The 17,313-nt window shown below is 68.2% G+C and carries 17 protein-coding genes; 5 read left to right on the plus strand and 12 right to left on the minus strand.

Going from position 1 to position 17,313, the window contains the following annotated elements; all coding sequences use genetic code 11:
* Positions 1 to 139: 139 nt before the first annotated feature.
* Positions 140 to 1,279 (plus strand): patatin-like phospholipase family protein, encoded by a 1,140-nt coding sequence (locus CFB81_RS24085; protein WP_069619316.1) that lies wholly within the window; start codon positions 140 to 142, stop codon positions 1,277 to 1,279.
* A 40-nt stretch (positions 1,280 to 1,319) separates the two neighbouring features.
* On the opposite strand, the gene CFB81_RS24090 is transcribed toward CFB81_RS24085, so the two are convergent.
* Together CFB81_RS24090 and CFB81_RS24095 are read right to left on the minus strand one after the other, a co-directional pair.
* The gene (locus tag CFB81_RS24090; RefSeq protein ID WP_084044317.1) at positions 1,320 to 1,631 is read right to left on the minus strand and encodes a 3-phosphoglycerate dehydrogenase; all 312 of its coding nucleotides are present in this window, start codon (positions 1,629 to 1,631) and stop codon (positions 1,320 to 1,322) included.
* 58 nt (positions 1,632 to 1,689) lie between these two features.
* On the minus strand, positions 1,690 to 2,895 hold the full coding sequence (locus tag CFB81_RS24095; RefSeq protein ID WP_256976311.1) for an alpha/beta fold hydrolase: 1,206 nt from the start codon (positions 2,893 to 2,895) through the stop codon (positions 1,690 to 1,692).
* Between the two features lie 348 nt (positions 2,896 to 3,243).
* Between CFB81_RS24095 and CFB81_RS24100 the strand changes: the two genes are divergently transcribed.
* The gene (locus CFB81_RS24100) at positions 3,244 to 3,552 is read left to right on the plus strand and encodes a helix-turn-helix transcriptional regulator (RefSeq protein ID WP_006496873.1); all 309 of its coding nucleotides are present in this window, start codon (positions 3,244 to 3,246) and stop codon (positions 3,550 to 3,552) included.
* A gap of 81 nt (positions 3,553 to 3,633) precedes the next feature.
* Positions 3,634 to 4,695, plus strand: a complete 1,062-nt coding sequence (locus tag CFB81_RS24105; protein ID WP_089436772.1) for an alkene reductase — start codon at positions 3,634 to 3,636, stop codon at positions 4,693 to 4,695.
* Between the two features lie 18 nt (positions 4,696 to 4,713).
* On the opposite strand, the gene CFB81_RS24110 is transcribed toward CFB81_RS24105, so the two are convergent.
* Positions 4,714 to 5,241, minus strand: coding sequence for a GNAT family N-acetyltransferase (locus tag CFB81_RS24110; RefSeq protein WP_089436773.1), 528 nt, complete (start codon positions 5,239 to 5,241; stop codon positions 4,714 to 4,716).
* Positions 5,242 to 5,334: 93 nt separating this feature from the next.
* On the opposite strand from CFB81_RS24110, the gene CFB81_RS24115 reads away from it, so the two are divergent.
* Positions 5,335 to 5,946, plus strand: coding sequence for a LysE family translocator (locus tag CFB81_RS24115; RefSeq protein WP_089436774.1), 612 nt, complete (start codon positions 5,335 to 5,337; stop codon positions 5,944 to 5,946).
* Between the two features lie 22 nt (positions 5,947 to 5,968).
* Here the strand turns inward: CFB81_RS24115 and CFB81_RS24120 are convergent, their stop codons facing one another.
* The gene (locus CFB81_RS24120) at positions 5,969 to 6,889 is read right to left on the minus strand and encodes a phosphatidylinositol-specific phospholipase C (protein ID WP_179236056.1); all 921 of its coding nucleotides are present in this window, start codon (positions 6,887 to 6,889) and stop codon (positions 5,969 to 5,971) included.
* A gap of 6 nt (positions 6,890 to 6,895) precedes the next feature.
* On the opposite strand from CFB81_RS24120, the gene CFB81_RS24125 reads away from it, so the two are divergent.
* Positions 6,896 to 7,918: a LacI family DNA-binding transcriptional regulator gene (locus tag CFB81_RS24125; RefSeq protein ID WP_089436775.1), complete on the plus strand. Its 1,023-nt coding sequence runs from the start codon at positions 6,896 to 6,898 to the stop codon at positions 7,916 to 7,918.
* Between the two features lie 32 nt (positions 7,919 to 7,950).
* Here CFB81_RS24125 and CFB81_RS24130 read toward each other — a convergent pair whose 3' ends face one another.
* The 8 genes from CFB81_RS24130 to CFB81_RS24165 form a co-directional block, all read right to left on the minus strand.
* Positions 7,951 to 8,811 carry a carbohydrate ABC transporter permease gene (locus tag CFB81_RS24130; RefSeq protein ID WP_089437121.1) on the minus strand — a complete coding sequence of 287 codons (861 nt, stop codon included), beginning with the start codon at positions 8,809 to 8,811 and terminating at the stop codon, positions 7,951 to 7,953.
* Positions 8,808 to 9,677, minus strand: coding sequence for a carbohydrate ABC transporter permease (locus CFB81_RS24135; protein ID WP_089436776.1), 870 nt, complete (start codon positions 9,675 to 9,677; stop codon positions 8,808 to 8,810). Before CFB81_RS24135 ends, CFB81_RS24130 begins: the two co-directional genes overlap by 4 nt.
* Before the next feature lie 34 nt (positions 9,678 to 9,711).
* A complete protein-coding gene (locus CFB81_RS24140) occupies positions 9,712 to 10,950 on the minus strand; it encodes an ABC transporter substrate-binding protein (protein WP_089436777.1) in 1,239 nt (412 codons plus the stop codon).
* A 300-nt stretch (positions 10,951 to 11,250) separates the two neighbouring features.
* Entirely contained in the window at positions 11,251 to 12,459 is a 1,209-nt protein-coding gene (locus CFB81_RS24145; protein WP_089436778.1) for a porin, read from the minus strand.
* A 171-nt stretch (positions 12,460 to 12,630) separates the two neighbouring features.
* On the minus strand, positions 12,631 to 13,569 hold the full coding sequence (locus tag CFB81_RS24150) for a helix-turn-helix domain-containing protein (RefSeq protein WP_069619326.1): 939 nt from the start codon (positions 13,567 to 13,569) through the stop codon (positions 12,631 to 12,633).
* Between the two features lie 70 nt (positions 13,570 to 13,639).
* Complete coding sequence (locus CFB81_RS24155; RefSeq protein WP_089436779.1) at positions 13,640 to 14,230, minus strand: DUF3156 family protein; 591 nt, start codon at positions 14,228 to 14,230, stop codon at positions 13,640 to 13,642.
* Complete coding sequence (locus tag CFB81_RS24160) at positions 14,227 to 15,729, minus strand: APC family permease (protein WP_089436780.1); 1,503 nt, start codon at positions 15,727 to 15,729, stop codon at positions 14,227 to 14,229. Before CFB81_RS24160 ends, CFB81_RS24155 begins: the two co-directional genes overlap by 4 nt.
* 222 nt (positions 15,730 to 15,951) lie before the next feature.
* Positions 15,952 to 17,292, minus strand: a complete 1,341-nt coding sequence (locus CFB81_RS24165) for an aspartate aminotransferase family protein (RefSeq protein ID WP_089436781.1) — start codon at positions 17,290 to 17,292, stop codon at positions 15,952 to 15,954.
* Positions 17,293 to 17,313: the final 21 nt, after the last annotated feature.

Raw genomic sequence — 17,313 nt, forward strand, 5'->3', positions numbered from 1 at the left:
ACGCAACGCGCGGGGAACGACGGGCGGCAGCAAAAAACGCAAGCCGCCGTTGCGCAGCGGGCGCCCCCGCGCTGTCGATCGCCTAAACTGAATCGAACTGTTCGGTTCCGACCCACCGTCACACGCAGCGAGGCAAGCCATGACCGCGAGCCAGCCGGCACGAATGGACCTCCCCGGGCAAGTCGTGCTCGTGCTCCAGGGCGGCGGCGCCCTGGGCGCGTTCCAGCTGGGTGTATTCCAGGCAATGGACGAGGCCGGGATCCGGCCCGACTGGGTGGTCGGCACGTCGATCGGCGCGATCAACGCGGCGTTGATCGCGGGGAATCCGCCCGAACGACGCTACGACCAGTTGTCGGCATTCTGGCATCGCGTGACGGAGCGGACCCGCTTCGACGTCCCGCCGCTGCTGCCCGGCTGGGACCGGGCGCTGGCCGAGCTGATGATCATCGGCGGCGGCATCACGGGATTCTTCCAGCCCAATCCGGCGTCGTGGCTCGGGCCGATGGTGCGGCTCGGCGTCGATCGCGCGTCGTACTACCGGATCGCGCCGCTGCGCGACACGCTGGCGTCGCTGGTCGATCCCGACCTGCTGAACGCCGGCCATCCGCGGCTGACCGTCAGCGCGGTCAACGCCTGCACGGGGACGATGCGCTATTTCGATTCACGCGATACGCCGCTCGGAATCGACCACATCATGAGTTCCGGCGCGCTGCCGCCCGCGTTCCCGGCGATACGGATCGACGGCGCGCCGTACTGGGACGGCGGCGTGTATTCGAATACGCCGGTCGAGGTCGTGCTCGACGACAACCCGCGCCGCAGCGCGGTCATCTTCTCGGTGCAGATGTGGAATCCGGCCGGCCCGGAGCCCGAGAGCATCTGGCAGGTGTCGGAACGACAAAAGGACATCCAGTACGCGAGCCGCACCGACAGCCACATCGCGCGCCAGCAGCAGATTCACCGGTTGCGTCACGTGATCCGCGAACTGGTCCGGCACGTGCCGGAAGCCGACCGCGCGTCGCCGGCCGTACGCCAGCTCGCCGCGTGGGGATGCGAGACCACGATGCACCTGATCAAGCTCGCCGCGCCGCGGCTCGACGGCGACAATCAGTGGAAGGACATCGATTTCACGCCTGCCGGCATCGCGGCCCGCCGGGAGGCTGGCTACGACGCGGCGAAACGGGCCATTGCCGCGCGGCCGTGGGAACTGCCGATGGACCCGACGGAAGGCTTGACGGTGTTCGATCCGGACGCCGCGCCGGTCGCGGAAAAAACGGCATGACGCGCGGCAGGCACCGCCTCGCGCCGCGTGCCCCGCAGGGTCAGGCGCGCGCGGCTCGGATATGCGCGCGGCCGGCGTCGCTCACTTCGACCTCGGCCACGCCGCCCGGCGCATGATGGCGGACCAGATAGCCGCGTGCGCAGGCCTCCTCCCACACCGGCAGGCGCGGGCACGACGTGCGCCACGCGTCGATCACCTCGTCGTACGGCCGCGCGCCGGGCCCGATCCATTCGAGCAGGTCGAGAATCAACGGCTCGATCGATGCTGCTTCGCGCTCGGGTACATCCGGCGGGACTGCGTGGATCGGCGGCCCATCCGGCTTACGGTAATCATCGACGATCGTGATGTTCATGGGGCGCTCCTGGGAACACCGTCATCCTGATCCGCGAAGGCCGCGCGGGGAAATGAATTTATCTTGCCGATTCCTGCATTTTTCTGATCGATCGATTTTCGTCGGGCGTACGCCAGTCCGCCGCGGTGCCGGCCACGACCGGACACGACTGCGGCAATGCCTGCCCGAACAGCACGGCCAGCCCGCAAGCGGACGTGAACATGCCGAGACCGTCATGCCCGACACCCGGCACTTCGACGACCTGCTGCGCGAGATCGTCCGGATGCCGCTTTTTCAGGTAATCGAAATAGGCCAGCCCGCGCGCGAGCCGGTACGGCCCCTGCGCCATCGCCGCGCATGAACGGTCGATGAAATGCGTATAGGGATTCGTGTCGGCCTGCCCGAGCAGATACACGACGTGGCGTGCGACGTAGCGGGTTTCGAGATCGTGGACGTCCTGCGACGCCACGTAAGGCGGCGCCGATTTCAGCCCGTATTTCCATTCCGTCGCGCGCGGGCAGACGCCGCCGGCAAGTGCATCGGCATTCGGACGTTCGTCGTCAAAATACAGGTAGCTCGACGGGTTCGCGACCACGTAGCGTATGGCGATGCCGGCTCGCGCGAGCGCGTCGCCTTCGCGCCCGGCTACTGCGTAACGCTGCAGCAATTGCGCGCCGGCGGAGTGGCCGATCACGACGACCGTCGTCAGCGACGGGTACAGGCTGCGGTCGGTGAAATGCGCGAGCAGCGCGTCGAGCGCGGCAAACGAGCTGATCGGCGCCGGCTGGCGCGCCGGTTCGCCGCCCTTCCATCCTTCCTGGGTCCACGCGAGCGTCGATGCGGGCAACGAGAACGCGCGCGTATCGGCACGTGTCAGGAACTGCGGCGCGACGACCATCGTGCCGTTGCCTGCCGCACCGGCCTTCTCGACGACCTTGCGCCCCGATGCGTAGTACGTGTCGGCATTGCGCAGCGTGCCATGAATCACGATGAACACGCGCGTGACGTCGGGCGCGGCCCGGTCGAGCGGATGATCTGCGTAGACCGGCAGCATCGCGCTCCCCTGCGGCGTATCGACGGCCACGCGCTGGTCGGCGACGGCCTTGACCGGCGCTTCGAGCCGTTCGCGCTGCGTGGGCGTGGCGGCTTCGGCCGGCTGCGCGCCGGATAGCGTGCCGGCGGCGGCGCAGGCTACCGCGAGCGGAACGGCGTATGACAGGGCGCGCGCGGCCAGCAGCGCGCACGAGCGTCGGAGACTGGCAAACGCGACGGAGGGGACGGACATGGCGGCAGCTCGGTGGTAGAGATGACTTGAACGGCGATGGTCGCAGAATCCGTCGCACGCCGCCGGCCGGTTGCGAACAACCGGTCAGCCGCCCGTTACGCACCGCGTTCGGCGTTGACGCACCCTTTGCCCGAGCGGCTCGTGTGTGGCGGTATGACATTGCCGGCAAGACGAACTAAAACCAGCGGATTCATCGAGAGCGGTTCACGGCGCCGCCGATCCGCCCCCGAGATTACGGTTTCCTATCAACCCCATTGTCGGCAGTGCTTTCCCATATATCGTCAAAATGCGATATAAGATTCGCCCATCGACGATACTTGTTTGCCCGATCGAAACACCCACCCTTCCATGCCGACTGAACTCGACATCGACGCGATCCTGAAAGCGCTCTCGAACCCCGTGCGCCGGGAGATCCTCGTCTGGCTGAAAACGCCCGGCGAGCATTTTCCGCAGCAGACGCTGCCGTATGAACACGGCGTCTGCGCGGGCCAGATCGACGCGCGCTGCGGGCTGTCGCAGTCGACCGTCTCCGCGCACCTCGCAACGCTGCAGCGCGCGGGGCTCGTGACGTCGACGCGGATCGGCCAGTGGGCGTTCTTCCAGCGCAACGAGGCCGTCATCGACGCATTTCACGACGCCCTGCGCCGCGAACTCTAGCCAACGGCCGAACCGGCCATGCGGGGCGCCGTCGCGCATGGTGCGCACGCTTCCCCGCCTTTCGTGAAGAGGTTATCTGCCATGCCCACGTTGTTCGATCCCGTTACGCTCGGCGACCTGACCCTGCCGAACCGCATCGTGATGGCGCCGCTGACCCGCTCCCGTGCGGGTGCGGCGCGCGTGCCGAATGCGCTGATGGCGCGCTACTACACCGAGCGCGCGTCGGCCGGCCTGATCATTACCGAAGCGACGTCCGTCACGCCGCAAGGCGTCGGCTATGCCGACACGCCGGGCATCTGGTCCGACGAGCAGGTCGAAGGCTGGAAACAGATCACGCAGGCCGTGCACGCGGCCGGCGGGCGCATCGTGCTGCAACTCTGGCACGTCGGCCGGATCTCCGATCCGATGTTCCTGAACGGCGACCTGCCGGTCGCGCCGAGCGCGATCGCCGCGGGCGGCACCGTGAGCCTCGTGCGTCCGCCGCGTCCGTTCGTGACGCCGCGCGCACTCGAACTCGACGAAATTCCGGGCATCGTCGCCGCGTACCGCAAGGGCGCCGAGAACGCGAAGGCAGCCGGCTTCGACGGCGTGGAGATTCACGGCGCGAACGGCTACCTGCTCGACCAGTTCCTGCAGGACAGCACCAATCGCCGCACCGACGCGTACGGCGGCCCGATCGAGAATCGCGCCCGCCTGCTGCTCGAAGTGGTCGACGCGGCGATCGACGTGTGGGGCGCCGGCCGGGTCGGCGTGCACCTCGCACCGCGCGGCGACGCGCACACAATGGGCGATTCCGATCCGGCGGCAACGTTCGGCTATGTCGCGCGGGAACTCGGCCGCCGCAAGATCGCGTTCATCTTCACGCGCGAATCGTATTCGGGCGACCAGTTGAGCCCGCGCCTGAAGGAAGCGTTCGGCGGCCCGCTGATCGCGAACGAGCAGTTCACGCTCGACACCGCGCAGGCCGCGCTCGCGAACGGCAGCGCCGACGCGATCGCCTGGGGCAAGCTGTTCATCGCGAACCCGGACCTGCCGCGCCGCCTCGAAATCGGCGCGCCGCTCAACCAGCCGGTGCCGGAGACGTTCTACGCGGAAGGCGAAACGGGCTACACCGACTACCCGGCGCTGAGCGACGCGGCCTGACGGTGGAACGGCGCGGGTTCAGGCGGGCACGTCCGCACGCATGAACACGCGCCGCGTTTCGTCGAGGCCGAGCGCGACGTGGTGCGCGCGGATCGCGCGCAGCGCGTCGTCGAGCGCCGCATCGTCGATGATCCGGAAACCGAGACGCGCGTAATAAGGCGCGTTCCACGGCGCCTCGCGAAACGTCGACAGCACCACCTGCTCGACGTGCTCCCGCGCCGCGCGCGCCATCACCTGCTCGATGAGACGCGCGCCGATCCGCTGCCCGGCATGCGACGGCGCGACATCCAGTTCCTCCAGATACAGCCGCCGCGCATCGAGCAGCCGATAGAACGCGAATCCCACGCACGTGCCTCGCGGATCGACCGCGACGTACGCGCGACCGCCGTCGATCCGCTCGAGCACGGCGGCCGTATCGGTCGGCTCGGCATCGGCGATGTCGGCCATGCCGATCTCGCGAAACCGCTGCGCGGCGGCAACTTCCACCGCGGCCATCGCGGCCGCGTCTTCCCGCGCGGCGGGGCGAATCAGGATCGAGGCAGGCATGACGGCATTTCAGGCAGGCAGTCTGGAACGGCCGTCACTATAATCGAAACTTCATACGTATCGTTTTCGACCGCCCGATCCACGAGGTCCGTCATGACGTTGTCCGCACTCGCCGTCTTCGCCTTCGCCCTGCTCGTCACCGCCGGCACGCCCGGCCCGAGCGTCGCCGCGCTCGTTGCGCGCGTGCTGACGAACGGCGTGCGCGACGTGCTGCCGTTCCTGGCGGCCATGTGGCTCGGCGAGGCGCTGTGGCTCACGCTTGCGGTCGCGGGGCTGTCCGCGTTCGCGCGCACGTTCGCGACGGGCCTGATCGTGCTGAAGCTGCTCGGCGTTGCGTACCTGCTGTTCCTCGCATGGAAGATGTGGACCGCGCCGACCGGCACGGGCGCGGACGACCTGCCGCGCGGCCAGTCGCCGTGGCGCATGTTCGTCGCGGGGATGCTCGTCACGCTCGGCAACCCGAAGATCATGATCTTCTACCTCGCGCTGCTGCCGACCATCATCGACCTCACGCACGTGAGCGTCGCCGCCTGGGCCGAACTGGTCGGCACGATGCTCGCGGTCCTGATCCTGGCCGACTGCTTCTGGTCGCTGCTCGCGTCGCGCGCACGGGCCTTCCTGACATCGGCGCGCGCGAAGCGGATCGCGAACCGCACGAGTGCAACCGCGATGGCCGGGGCGGCAGTCGCGATCGCGACGCGGTAGTCCCCGGCGACGCTCCCCCCCGTTAACAGCGAAACGCCTTGCGCCACACACCCTGTTGCGGCGTGTGATCGTTGCATTCGATCAGCCCACGCACCAGCGCCCAGTCGTCGTCATCGCAGAAATCGAGCAGCATCGCGCCATGCGGGCCGCGCTGCTCGCGCAAGCGCTCGGCGAGCCGCGCATGAATGCCCTGCGCGCGGCCATCGCCGTGTGCGACCACCGACGGATTCGCGCCCATCCCCGTTCCGCTGCAGAAATTGAGCGCCCAGCGGCCGCTATCCGGCAGCGGCAGATGCGTCAGCAGCGCGTCGATCGCGCGCCACTTCCATGCGATCGACGCGGCCACCGGCACGCGATATTCGTCCTGGATCACGAACGCGCCGTCCGGATGATCGATCGTGAACGTCGCGTTGTCGGGCCACGCGGTGAGGTCGATGCCGAGCGGCCGGCCGCTGCGAAAGCGCCGCAACAGCACGACCGCGCCGCGCACGTCGCCGAGCGTCGGCAGCGTGCCGCCGGCATGCCAGCGCAATCGCGGGTGCCGCGCGCGATGCGCGTCGAACGTTGCATCGAAACCGCGCGTGCACGCATGCGCCGGCCACTCGTCCTTCACCGACATCACGATGCATTCGCGCGGATGCGCATCGAGAAAGCGCGTACAGGTGGCCAGCACGTCGTCGAACGTCATGCCGAGCGCGATGCCGCCGTGATGGATGTCGAACGCATCGCGCACGTGCCGGCAACGGATGTCGAGCAGCCGCACGCCATGCGCGAGCTGTGCATCGAGCGGCGCGCGCTGCGTGCGCACGAGTAAATCGTCGACCGTATACGCACAGGTGTCATGGCTGCCCGGTAGGGTCAGCGTATGCAGCGGCCGCGCGTCGTCGAGCGCCGACATCCAGTCGGCGGGCGGCATGCACGTATCGTGGCGCGAAGGGATCATGAATCGATGAATGACAAGGAAAGGAAACCGTGGGTCAGGGCGTCGGATGTCGCGGTGCGGGCCGGCGTCTCGCGCTCCGCAGTGTCGCGCGCGTTCTCGCCGACGGCAAGCATCGCGCCGCAAACGCGCGAGCGCGTGATGGTCGCCGCGCGTGCGCTGGGCTATCAGGTCAACCTGATCGCGCGCGACATGATCACGCAGCGCAGCAGCATGATCGGCGTCGTCACGGCCGGCTTCGAGAACCCGTTTCGCGCGCGGCTGCTGTCGGACCTGATGGCCGCGCTCGGGCAGCGCGCGCTCACGCCGCTCGTGACCAATGCGGAAGATCCGCGCCAGGTACGGCAATCGCTCGAACAACTGCTCAGCTACCGGATCGCGGGCCTCGTGATGACGTCCGCGTCGCCGCCACTGTCGGTCGCGCAGCAATATCTCGAACACCGGATTCCGGTCGTGATGATCAACCGCGAAGCGAATCTGCCGGGCGCGGATGTGGTCGTCAGCGACAACGCGGCGGGCGCCGCCCACGCGGCGCAGCGGCTCGTACGGGCCGGCGCGCGCCGGCTCGCGTTCGTCGGGCCCCGCGGCGCGAGCTACAGCGCGCGGTCGCGCGCCGCTGCGTTCGAGCAGGCGATCGGGCCACGCGACGCGTTCGACCCGACACTCGTACGTATGCTCGATACGCCGTCCGACACGCACGCCAGCGGAGTCGACGCCGCGCGGCACCTGTTCGCGACCGGCGAACGACCCGACGGCGTGTTCTGCTCGTCCGACCTGCTCGCGCTCGGCGTGATCGACGTCGCGCGTCGCGAATTCGGCTTGCGCGTGCCGGACGACCTGCGCGTGATCGGCTTCGACGATATCCCCGCCGCCGAATACGATGCATATCGGCTGACGACGCTGCGGCAGGACACGCGCGGCCTCGCGCTTGCGGCGATCGACCTGCTCGCCGACCGGATGCAGACGTTCGACGGCCCGTCGCGCACGCGGGTCGTGCCGGTCACGCAGGCGGTGCGCAACAGCTGCGCGTGACGACGCAGGACCGGGCGCGGCCACGCCACGCGTCACTTCAACCCACCCGCGAACCCGCGCAACAGGTAGCGCTGTACATAGCCGGCCACGGCCAGCGTGGGCAGCGACGCCATCAGCCCCGCGCTCATCAGGTCGCCCCAGTCGATCCCGTTCTCCGTCACGTAGCCGGCAATCGCGAGCGGCAGCGTGAAGCGGCTCGGCGTCGACACGAACAGCAGCGCGATCAGGAATTCGTTCCACGCCGCGATGAACACGAAGATCGCGGTCGCGATCAGCCCCGGCGCGCACAGCGGCAGCACGATCTGCACGAGCCGCCGTGCGAGCCCCGCGCCGTCGATGCACGCCGCTTCCTCGTATTCGATCGGGACGTCGCGCACGAACGCGAGCAGCATCCAGATCGCCATCGGCAACGCGTAGATCTGGTACGCGAGCATCAGGCCGAGCGTCGAATCGAGCAGGTGCAGCCGCTTCGCGAGCGCGAACAGCGGCACCGCGATCGTGATCGGCGGCATCAGCTTCAACGCCAGCACGAGCATCAGGAACAACAGGTCGAGCCGCGCCGGAAACCGTAGCCGCACGAGCGCATACGCGGCCGGAAATGCGAGCGCCAGTGCAAGCAGCGTCGTGCCGAAGCCGACCAGCAGCGAATTGAACAGCGGTGCGCCGATGCCGTTCGACCACACCGACGCAAAATGCGCGAAGGTCGGCGCGGCCGGCCAGATCCGCAATGGATGATCGAGACGTTCGAGCGTCGGCATGAAGGCCGCGCCGGCCATCCACAGGCACGGCAGCAGCAACAGCGCGAGCGCGACGACGCGCAGCACCCATGGCATCGCGTGACCGCATGCGGCGCTCGTTCGTGCGCGCGAGATACCCGCCGATCGCGTCGTCATGCGCGCCGCTTGCGGACCGTCTGCCATACGTACCCCGAGACCAGCAGCGCGGACGCCGCCAGCATCAGCACCGACGCGGCACTCGCCGGCCCGACGTTGAAGAAGCGGAAGCCCGTGTCGTAGATATAGGTCGACAGCGTCTGCGTCGCATTGCCGGGGCCGCCGCCCGTCAGCGCATAGACCTTGTCGAACAGCTTGAACGTGTCGATCGAGCGCAGCAGCAGCGCGAGACCGATCTGCGGCGCCGCGAGCGGCAGCGTGACGTCGCGCAGGCACTGCCACTCGCTCGCACCGTCGGTGCGCGCGGCTTCGTACAGCTCCTGCGGGATCGACTGCAGCCCGGCCAGCACGATCAGGAACGCCATCGGCGTCCACTGCCACACGTCGACGAGCGCGAGCGACCACAGCGCGAGATGCGGATCGGACAGCCAGCGCACGCCTTCGATGCCGAACGCCGCGAGCAGCGCGTTCAGGAAGCCGTCGAAGTTCAGCCAGTTGCGCCAGATCGCCGAACACACGAGCGTGGACAGCATCATCGGCAGGATCGCGAGCGGCAGCGCGATGCGCCGCCCGGGAAACGCGCGCACGAATAGCAGCGCGAGGCCGAAGCCGAGCGCGACTTCGGCGAGCGACGCGACGATCGTGAAACGCAGCGTGTTGCCGAAGCCGGCGGTAAACGCGTCGTCGCCGAGCACCGCGCGATAGTTCGCGAGCCCCGCGAACGCGCGATGGCCCGCTGAATAGTCGACCCGACAGAATGAGTCGATCAGCACCTGTGCGACCGGATACAGCGCCAGCGCGGCGAGCACCAGCAGCGCGGGCCCGAGCAGCGCGACGAACGGCAGGCTGCGGCCGAAGGTTTTCATGCGCGACCTCGGGCGACCGGGTTGACGCGCGCGGTCACTTGCCGGCCGCGGCCGTTGCCTGCGCGATCTTCTGCTGCGCCTGACGCAGTGCGGCGTCCGGTGCGGCCTGCCCCGTCAGCGCGAGCTGCAACTGGTCGCCGAGAATGCTCTCGACCTGCTGCCAGTCCGTCACGCGCGGCCGCGCACGGCCGGCCTCGAGCGCCTTCAGCTGATCGGGATACCAGCGGTACTGGCGCACCAGCGCCGGATCGTTGAACACGCTGCGGCGGGTCGGCGGAATGCCGATGCCGGCGAGGCGCGTCTGCGTATCGCGCGCGGTCAGGTAAGCGAGGAAGTCCTGCGCGAGCTTCGCATGCGGCGCGTCCTTCGGAATGCCCATCTGCCAAATGCCGAGCATCGGGGCCGGGCCCGCGGTCTGCCCCGGCGGCGGCTGCAGCGCGATCTGCCCGACCACGCGCGACTGCTTCGGATCGTCGAGCGCCGGCACCCATGCCGGCCACACCTCGATCGACTGCGCGGCCGTGCCGCGCTGCAATGCATCGCGCACTTCGGCCGCGCCGTACACGTCGACGTCCTTCGGCGCGAACGCCTTCAGTGCGAGGAACGTCTTCAGCGCGGCCTGCGCTTCGCGCGAATCGATCGTCACGTTGCCGGCACGGTCGAACACGTCGCCGCCATACGCCCACAGGATCGGCAGGAAGCCCGTGACGACCGGGTTGCCCTTCGTGCCGCGAAACACGACGCCCGACACGCTCTTGTCCGCGCCGCCGACGGTCTGCGCGATCTTCAGCACGTCGTCCCAGTTGCGCGGCGGTTGCAGTTTGTACTTCGCGAGCAGGTCCTTGCGGTACGCAAACATCTCGACGTTGCCGACGATCGGCAGCGCGTACAGCGCGCCGGCCGCATTGCGGCCGAGCGCGACGGCGGACGGCACGAGATCGGCATCGGCGAACGCCGCGGGCAGCGGCTTCAGCCAGCCGTTACCGATGAATTCGGGCGCCCACGTGTCGTCCATCATCACGAGGTCGTACGCGCCGGTGCCTTCGCGCATCGACAGCTTGAGCTTCTGGTACAGGTTCGCGTTCGGCAGCTTGAGCAACTCGATGTCGGTGCCCGGATGCAGTTTGTTGAAGCCGGCGACGGCGTCGGCGAGCCCCTTGCCGTAGATGTCGTCGCGGCCCGCGATGACGAGATCCGCCGCAAAGGCGTGCGTGGCGACAACGGATAGCGCAACGGCGGCGGACAGCGCCCGCAGGCGACTCAGCAAGGTCATGAGGTCTCTCTCGATCGGCGTATGGAGCGGAACAGTCATGCATTGCACACGTGTGCAATGCCGGCGACACGTCGGGTCGCGTGAAGCGTCGCCATTGTTCACGCTGACCGTGAAGGTATTGTGGCAAAGCGCAAAGCCTAGCCACCTGACGCGCGCATTCCGTCCATCCAGGCCCGTTCAGTCAAGCATACGGACGTTTTTTCAAACATCGCTTTCCATCACTCGACGGGTGCCGGACCCTGCACGCGAAGGCAGCACGGCGGCACGCGCCCGACGTGCCGCCGCCAGCCGCATTCGACGTCAGAAGTTCACGCGAATGCCCGCCATCACGGCGAGCTGCCGGCTCGAATTGCTGTTCGCGAGCACCGGGATCTGCGCGTAGTTCACCGCGTTGCCGTTCGCATCGGTGCCGAGCCCCGTGCCGCTCGCGATCTGCCCGATCGCGACCGCATACAGCGCGGTGCGCTTCGACAGGCTGTAGTTCGTGCCGACGTTGACCTGATGGAAACGCGTCGTGCCGCGCCCGTCGGTGTGCGCGGCGTTGAAGATGTACGCGACGCCACCCTGCAGCGCGGGCGTGAACATGTACGTGACGTTCAGCTCGCCGACGTCGAACGTGAATGCCTGCGTGCGCGGCTGCGCGCCGGTCGAGAAATAGCGGCTGTCGCCGAGACGCGTGTGCGTGTAGGTCAGCGCGACCGTCGCCGCGCCGAATGTGACCGAGCCGCCAGCGCCGAACGCGCGCATCGAGCCGGCGTCCTGCAGCAGGCAGAGCATCGCGCCCGGGTTGCTGCACGCGAAATCGCCGATATAGCCGCTCGCGCCGCCGAGCGCCGCGTCGAGCGGCTGGTGCAGGTCGAGATAGCCGACCGAGAAAGCGACCGGCGCACGCGTGTAGGTCGCGGCGACCGCATAGCCGCGCTTCGCGGAAAAGTCGCCGGCCTGCCCGCCGAAGCTGAACGTGCCGCCGAACGTCAGGCCGTTGAAGTCCGCGCTGGTGAACTTCACCGCGTTGTTGAAGTTGAATGCGGCGTTCAGGTTGTCGACGTCGCCGAGATGCGAGCCGTACGGCGTCGCCCAGTTGTTGCTCGATACGTATGCGCCGAGCATGTCCGTGTACGAGTCGTATTGCCGGCCGAGGCCGAGCGTGCCGATCGAATCCTGGCGCAGCCCGACCCATGCCTGCCGGCTGAACGCCGTGCCGCCCTGCAGCGCCTGCCCGTTCGCGGACAGAAACTGCTGCTCGAGCGAGAACACCGCGCTGAGCCCGCCGCCGAGCGGCTCGGCGCCCTGGAAGCCGAAGCGGGACGGCACGAGGTTGCCGCCGCCCATCTGCCATGCATGGCCGCCGCCCGTGCTGCCGTCGGCGCGCGTGAACTGCTGGTTCGTCGAATAGATGATGCCCGTGTCCACGGTGCCGTACAGCGTCACGCTGCCGGAGGTTTGCGCGTGCGCGTGCAGGCAACCCAGCATGGCCGCGGCTGCGGTCAGTCGTCGTCCGTTCTTCATGTCCCGCCCCTCAATGATCATCGGTTCGCAGTACAAACCGATGGTGTTGTCGATATGGGTGGCAGGACTTTATCCAGCGAAAATTCCGGACCTCTATCCCAAATCAGCAAACGGTGATGGGGACGGGCAATACACGACGGCGCTCGGCGGCGCCGCCACGGTGAGGAGGCGTCATTCGGGACGCAAGGTTTGCGACGGCAGCTCGCCGAACAGGTCGCGATACTCGCGCGCGAAATAGCCGAGATGCGTGAAACCCCAGCTCGCGGCGGCCTCGCCGACGCCGAGCTGCTGCACCGGGGTCGTGCGCAGCAGGCGACGCACCGCGTTCAGCCGGATCGTGCGCAGGTAGCCGACCGGCGTGACGTCGGCCACGCGCTGGAAGCTCGTTTGCAGCGTGCGGCGGCTGCAGCGCAGCGCGCGACACAGTTCGAGCACGGTGACGGGTTCTTCGGGCCGCTCGCGCAGATGCTTCTCGCAGCGGCTCACGATATCGCTGTAGGTGGCGTGCGTGATGTCACGGCGTTCGACGCCGATACCGTGTTCCAGCGCATCGAGGAACATGCCGAGCATCGCGTCGCGGAACATCTTGCGGGTCGCCGCATATTCGAGGCAGCCCGGGTTGCGCTGCGCATCGTCGATCAGCGCCGACAGCCGCACGCCGAGCGCGACGCCCTGCGCGTCGGACAGCCGCGTCACGTGCCGCAGCCTGCGCGCGGCCGTCGCGCCGAATTCGGCTTCGCACAGCTCGTCGATCATGTCCGACGCGGCGCTGATCCCGACCAGCCCCATCCCTTCCGGCGTGTGAAACTCGAAATCCTCGCCGGCGCGTAGCGCGAGCAGCGCATAGCCGTCGACCGGCTGGCCCTGGAACGTACCCGCGAGCGGCACCGACAGCGGCACCGCGAGCGACGTGCGTCCGACCGGCGCGAGCCCGGTTTGCGCGACACGGCGGTTGGTCGTCTCGCGGAAGAAGTGGAAATCGTCGTACAGCACCTGCGTGACGGTGCCCTTGAAGCGGCCCGGCGTCATCTGACGGTACACCTGATGCCAGCCCGCGATCGCGAGCCCGTGATCGTGCACGTCTTCGTGTGAACGGGACTGGAACAGCATCGGCGTCTCCGGTAAAACCCTCGGGTGCTGGATGCGGCCGCCGGGCTCGCACGGCACGCACCGTCACAGCTTACCCTCGCAAAATCCTGCGTAGTGCGGTTTCGAACGCAAGACAGGCCGCCGACAACGCGGCGGCCTGCTCATCGATCAGCCTGACGTAACGGCGAAACGACGGCATCCGGTTCACGACCTCGCTGCCGCCGAACGGCACGATCGCGAGCGTCCAGCGACCGTCGCGCGCGGCGATCGTGCAGTCGCTCAGGTGCAGCGGGCGCAGCGCGTCGGCAAGCGACGAATCGGCGACGAGCGCGACCACCGTCCGGACAAATCCGGGGTCGCATCCCGGTGCGGGCTCGGCCGCGACGCCGGTGCGCCGCAGCCAGCCGGTCTGCAGCATGCGCGCAAGGCCCTGCCCGGACGGACCGACCGCGTGGATCGACACTTGCACGCTGACCGTATGCATCAGGAACTGACGGTCGACGCGTTCCTCGATGCTCACGCGCACGCCGTTCGGCAGCCGGGCCAGGGTTTCGGCCGCGCCGCCGTTCGCATCGCGCACCGCCCCGAGGTCGGCCAGCACGCGCGCCGCGATCGCGCCGGGCCGGTGGCCGGGCGGCGGTGTGCCGGGCGCCGCGCGCCATCGGGCAAATACGAGCCTCACGACACGACGTGCTCGTTGCGCAGCACGTCCTCGACCGGCACCGGCCTGAACGGATGCCGGCGCTGCACGACGAGCGTCCAGAACAGCGCGTACAGTGCGGTGAGCCCCAGCATCGCGCCGAACGGCACGTAGATGTCGCGCGCGTTCATGCCGGGCGGCGTGATGTACCAGATCGCGAGCACGATCCCGACGCTCGACACGATCTGCGGCAGCGGGAACAGCGGCGAACGGTACGGCCGCGGCAAGTCCGGGCGGCGGATGCGCAGCATCACGACCGACGCGGTGACGAGCAGGTACGCGGTGCCCCATGCGCAGGTCGCGGCGAGCACGAGGTGCAGGATGCTGTCGAGGTTGCCGTTGATCAGCCATGCATGGAAGATCGGCACGACCGCCGCCGCGACGATGCCGACCACCGGCGTCTTGAAACGCGGATGCAGGTACGCGAAGCAGCGCGGCAGCGCGCCGTCGATCGCCATCCCGTACAGGATGCGCGGCAGCCCGGCCATCAGCGTGTTGATCGTCGCGGCGCCCGCGCACAGAAACGCGATGCCGAACCAGATCCGCCCGAACGGCCCGAGCACCTGCAGCGCGAACGCGGGAATCGCTCCGGGCGTGTCGAGCAGGTGCGTGAGGCCGTCCGGGCTCACCGGCACGTTCGGGACCTGGCGGCGGATCGCCGCGCCGTACAGGAACATGCAGATCGCGACGCCGACGAGGCCGAGCGCCATCGCGCGCGGGATCGTCCGGCCGGGCGCCTTCATTTCCGGCGCGAGCGGCGTGACGAACTCGCAGCCGACGAACATGAACATCGCCATCCCGACCAGCGACAGCACGGCCGGGATGGACGTGCCGACTTCCGACCCGCCGAACCAGCCGTCGAGATGCACGGCCGGCGCGGCCGCGAGCCCGAGGATCCCGAAGATCATCAGCGACAGCCACATGCCGGCCGTCAGCACGATCTCGAGCTTGCTGAACACCTTGATGCCGACGATGTTGGTGATCGCGAACGTGACCACGAGGCCGACGCCGACGAGCCATGAACTGTTGTGCTTCTCGAACGCGGCGTTCAGCGATTCGAAGTTCACGAGCGCCATGATGCCGCTCAGGATCGTCTCCGCGGTGCCGGCGAACACGTGCACGAGGAAATACGCGGAAATCGTGCCGGTGATCGCCCAGAAGCGGCCGAGCCCGCACGACAGGTAATCGTAAACCGAGCCGGCCGTCGGCAGCATCGCGGCAGCTTCGGAGAACGTGGTGGCCTGCGCCTGCATCATCACGAACGCGATGATCATCGCGACCGCGAACGCCCAGCCGCCCATCCCGAAACCCGACGTCGCGGTGAGGATCACCGGGCTCGCCATGATGAGCCCGACCGCGCTCGCCAGCGCGGTCGGAAAACCGACCGCACCGGCCTTCAACGCGGTGCCGCCGCCTGCTTCAGCCGGCGCACCGGCGGGCGTATCGCCCGCGGCGCCGGTCATTCCCGACCATCCCGACATCGTTGTCTCCTTCGTGGGTTGGCCCCAACCGGCGCTTCGTCGGCGGCCGGGGCCAGATGCTTTGCGGTCGGCCCCGGGCGGTGTTTCAGCGCGTCGATTCCCGGGGCCCCTCGTCGATCACGGCGTGATCCGATGTCGAAAAAATACGCAGGCAAAATAATCCGGTCATAGCGCAAATCGGCAAACCCGCGATGGCGTTTACCCGCCACCGCGGGTTGGCCGTCATGCGAACGGCACGGCCTCGAAGCCGGCCGCGAGCGCGTCGACGATCCGGTCGAGCTGTTCGCGCTGGATCACGAGCGGCGGCGACAGGATGATCTTCGTGCCGACCGGGCGCACCAGCACGCCATGCTCGCGCGCGACTTCCGCGACCGCGTTCGCATAGCCCGACAGCGGGTCGATCGGCTCGCGCGTGTCCTTGTTCGCGACCAGATCGAGCGCAAGCATCAGCCCCTTGCCACGCACCTCGCCGACCGCCGCGAACCGTTCCGCGAACGGCTGCAGCGCTTCGAGCAGATACGCGCCCTGCTTCGCCGCATTCGCCGGCAGGTCTTCCTTCACGACGATGTCGAGGCTCGCGATCGCGGCCGCGCAGGCGACCGGGTGACCGGCGTACGTGTAGCCGTGCATGATCGCGCCGCCGAAATCGGCATTCGCGGCGAACGCGTCCTCGATTCGTGCGTTCACGACCGTCGCGCCGAGCGGCACGTAGCCCGACGAAATCCCCTTCGCGAGACACATGATGTCGGGGCGCACGCCCCAGCCGCGGCTGCCGAACAGACTGCCGCTACGGCCGAAGCCCGTCACGACTTCGTCGGCGATCAGCAGCACGCCGTAGCGGTCGCACACTTCGCGCACCAGCGGCCAGTAATTCGCCGGCGGTACGATCACGCCGCCCGCGCCCTGGATCGGCTCCGCGATGAACGCGGCGACGGTGTCCGGGCTCTGGAACTGGATTTCGCGCTCCAGCATTTCCGCGCAGATCCGGCCGAGTTCCTCCGGGTCCTGCGTGAACGGGTTGCGGTACAGCCACGGCGTCTCGACGTGGAAGCAGCCGGGCAGGTTCGGTTCGTAGTTGCGGCGGAACACCGTATTGCCGTTCACCGACGCGCCGCCGAAGTGCGTGCCGTGATAACCCTGCTTCAGCGAGATGAACTTCGTGCGATCGGCCTGGCCGCGCACCTTCCAGTACTGGCGCGCGATCTTCAGCGCGGTCTCGATCGCATCGGAGCCGCCCGAGCTGTACAGCACGCGGCGCATCCCTTCCGGTTCGAGCATGTCGATCACCTTCTTCGACAACTCCTCGGCGCGCGGATGCGAGATGCCGTCGAACAGCTGGAAGTATTCGAGTTCGTCGAGCTGACGCACGATCGCGTCCTTCACTTCCTGGCGGTTGTGGCCGACGTTCACGTTCCAGAGGCCCGCGACGCCGTCGACCAGCTGCTTGCCGGTTTCGTCGAACACGTAGCAGCCGTCGCCGCGCACGATGCGGATCGGCTTGCGCTGTTTCATTTCGTTCGGGTGCAGCATCGGGTGCCAGAATTTCGCTTCGTTGTAGCTCATTGCAATCTCCACTGTCGGATC

Origin of the sequence: Burkholderia sp. AU28863, from assembly GCF_002223195.1 — a bacterium.
In the GTDB taxonomy this organism is placed as follows: domain Bacteria; phylum Pseudomonadota; class Gammaproteobacteria; order Burkholderiales; family Burkholderiaceae; genus Burkholderia; species Burkholderia sola.

Excerpts from the sequence above, each read along its gene's own strand:
- CFB81_RS24085 (WP_069619316.1), top strand. The coding sequence starts at position 140 with ATGACCGCGAGCCAGCCGGCACGAATGGACCTCCCCGGGCAAGTCGTG.
- CFB81_RS24090 (WP_084044317.1), bottom strand. The coding sequence starts at position 1,631 with ATGAACATCACGATCGTCGATGATTACCGTAAGCCGGATGGGCCGCCG.
- CFB81_RS24095 (WP_256976311.1), bottom strand. The coding sequence starts at position 2,895 with ATGTCCGTCCCCTCCGTCGCGTTTGCCAGTCTCCGACGCTCGTGCGCG.
- CFB81_RS24100 (WP_006496873.1), top strand. The coding sequence starts at position 3,244 with ATGCCGACTGAACTCGACATCGACGCGATCCTGAAAGCGCTCTCGAAC.
- CFB81_RS24105 (WP_089436772.1), top strand. The coding sequence starts at position 3,634 with ATGCCCACGTTGTTCGATCCCGTTACGCTCGGCGACCTGACCCTGCCG.
- CFB81_RS24110 (WP_089436773.1), bottom strand. The coding sequence starts at position 5,241 with ATGCCTGCCTCGATCCTGATTCGCCCCGCCGCGCGGGAAGACGCGGCC.
- CFB81_RS24115 (WP_089436774.1), top strand. The coding sequence starts at position 5,335 with ATGACGTTGTCCGCACTCGCCGTCTTCGCCTTCGCCCTGCTCGTCACC.
- CFB81_RS24120 (WP_179236056.1), bottom strand. The coding sequence starts at position 6,889 with ATGATCCCTTCGCGCCACGATACGTGCATGCCGCCCGCCGACTGGATG.
- CFB81_RS24125 (WP_089436775.1), top strand. The coding sequence starts at position 6,896 with ATGAATGACAAGGAAAGGAAACCGTGGGTCAGGGCGTCGGATGTCGCG.
- CFB81_RS24130 (WP_089437121.1), bottom strand. The coding sequence starts at position 8,811 with ATGACGACGCGATCGGCGGGTATCTCGCGCGCACGAACGAGCGCCGCA.
- CFB81_RS24135 (WP_089436776.1), bottom strand. The coding sequence starts at position 9,677 with ATGAAAACCTTCGGCCGCAGCCTGCCGTTCGTCGCGCTGCTCGGGCCC.
- CFB81_RS24140 (WP_089436777.1), bottom strand. The coding sequence starts at position 10,950 with ATGACCTTGCTGAGTCGCCTGCGGGCGCTGTCCGCCGCCGTTGCGCTA.
- CFB81_RS24145 (WP_089436778.1), bottom strand. The coding sequence starts at position 12,459 with ATGAAGAACGGACGACGACTGACCGCAGCCGCGGCCATGCTGGGTTGC.
- CFB81_RS24150 (WP_069619326.1), bottom strand. The coding sequence starts at position 13,569 with ATGCTGTTCCAGTCCCGTTCACACGAAGACGTGCACGATCACGGGCTC.
- CFB81_RS24160 (WP_089436780.1), bottom strand. The coding sequence starts at position 15,729 with ATGTCGGGATGGTCGGGAATGACCGGCGCCGCGGGCGATACGCCCGCC.
- CFB81_RS24165 (WP_089436781.1), bottom strand. The coding sequence starts at position 17,292 with ATGAGCTACAACGAAGCGAAATTCTGGCACCCGATGCTGCACCCGAAC.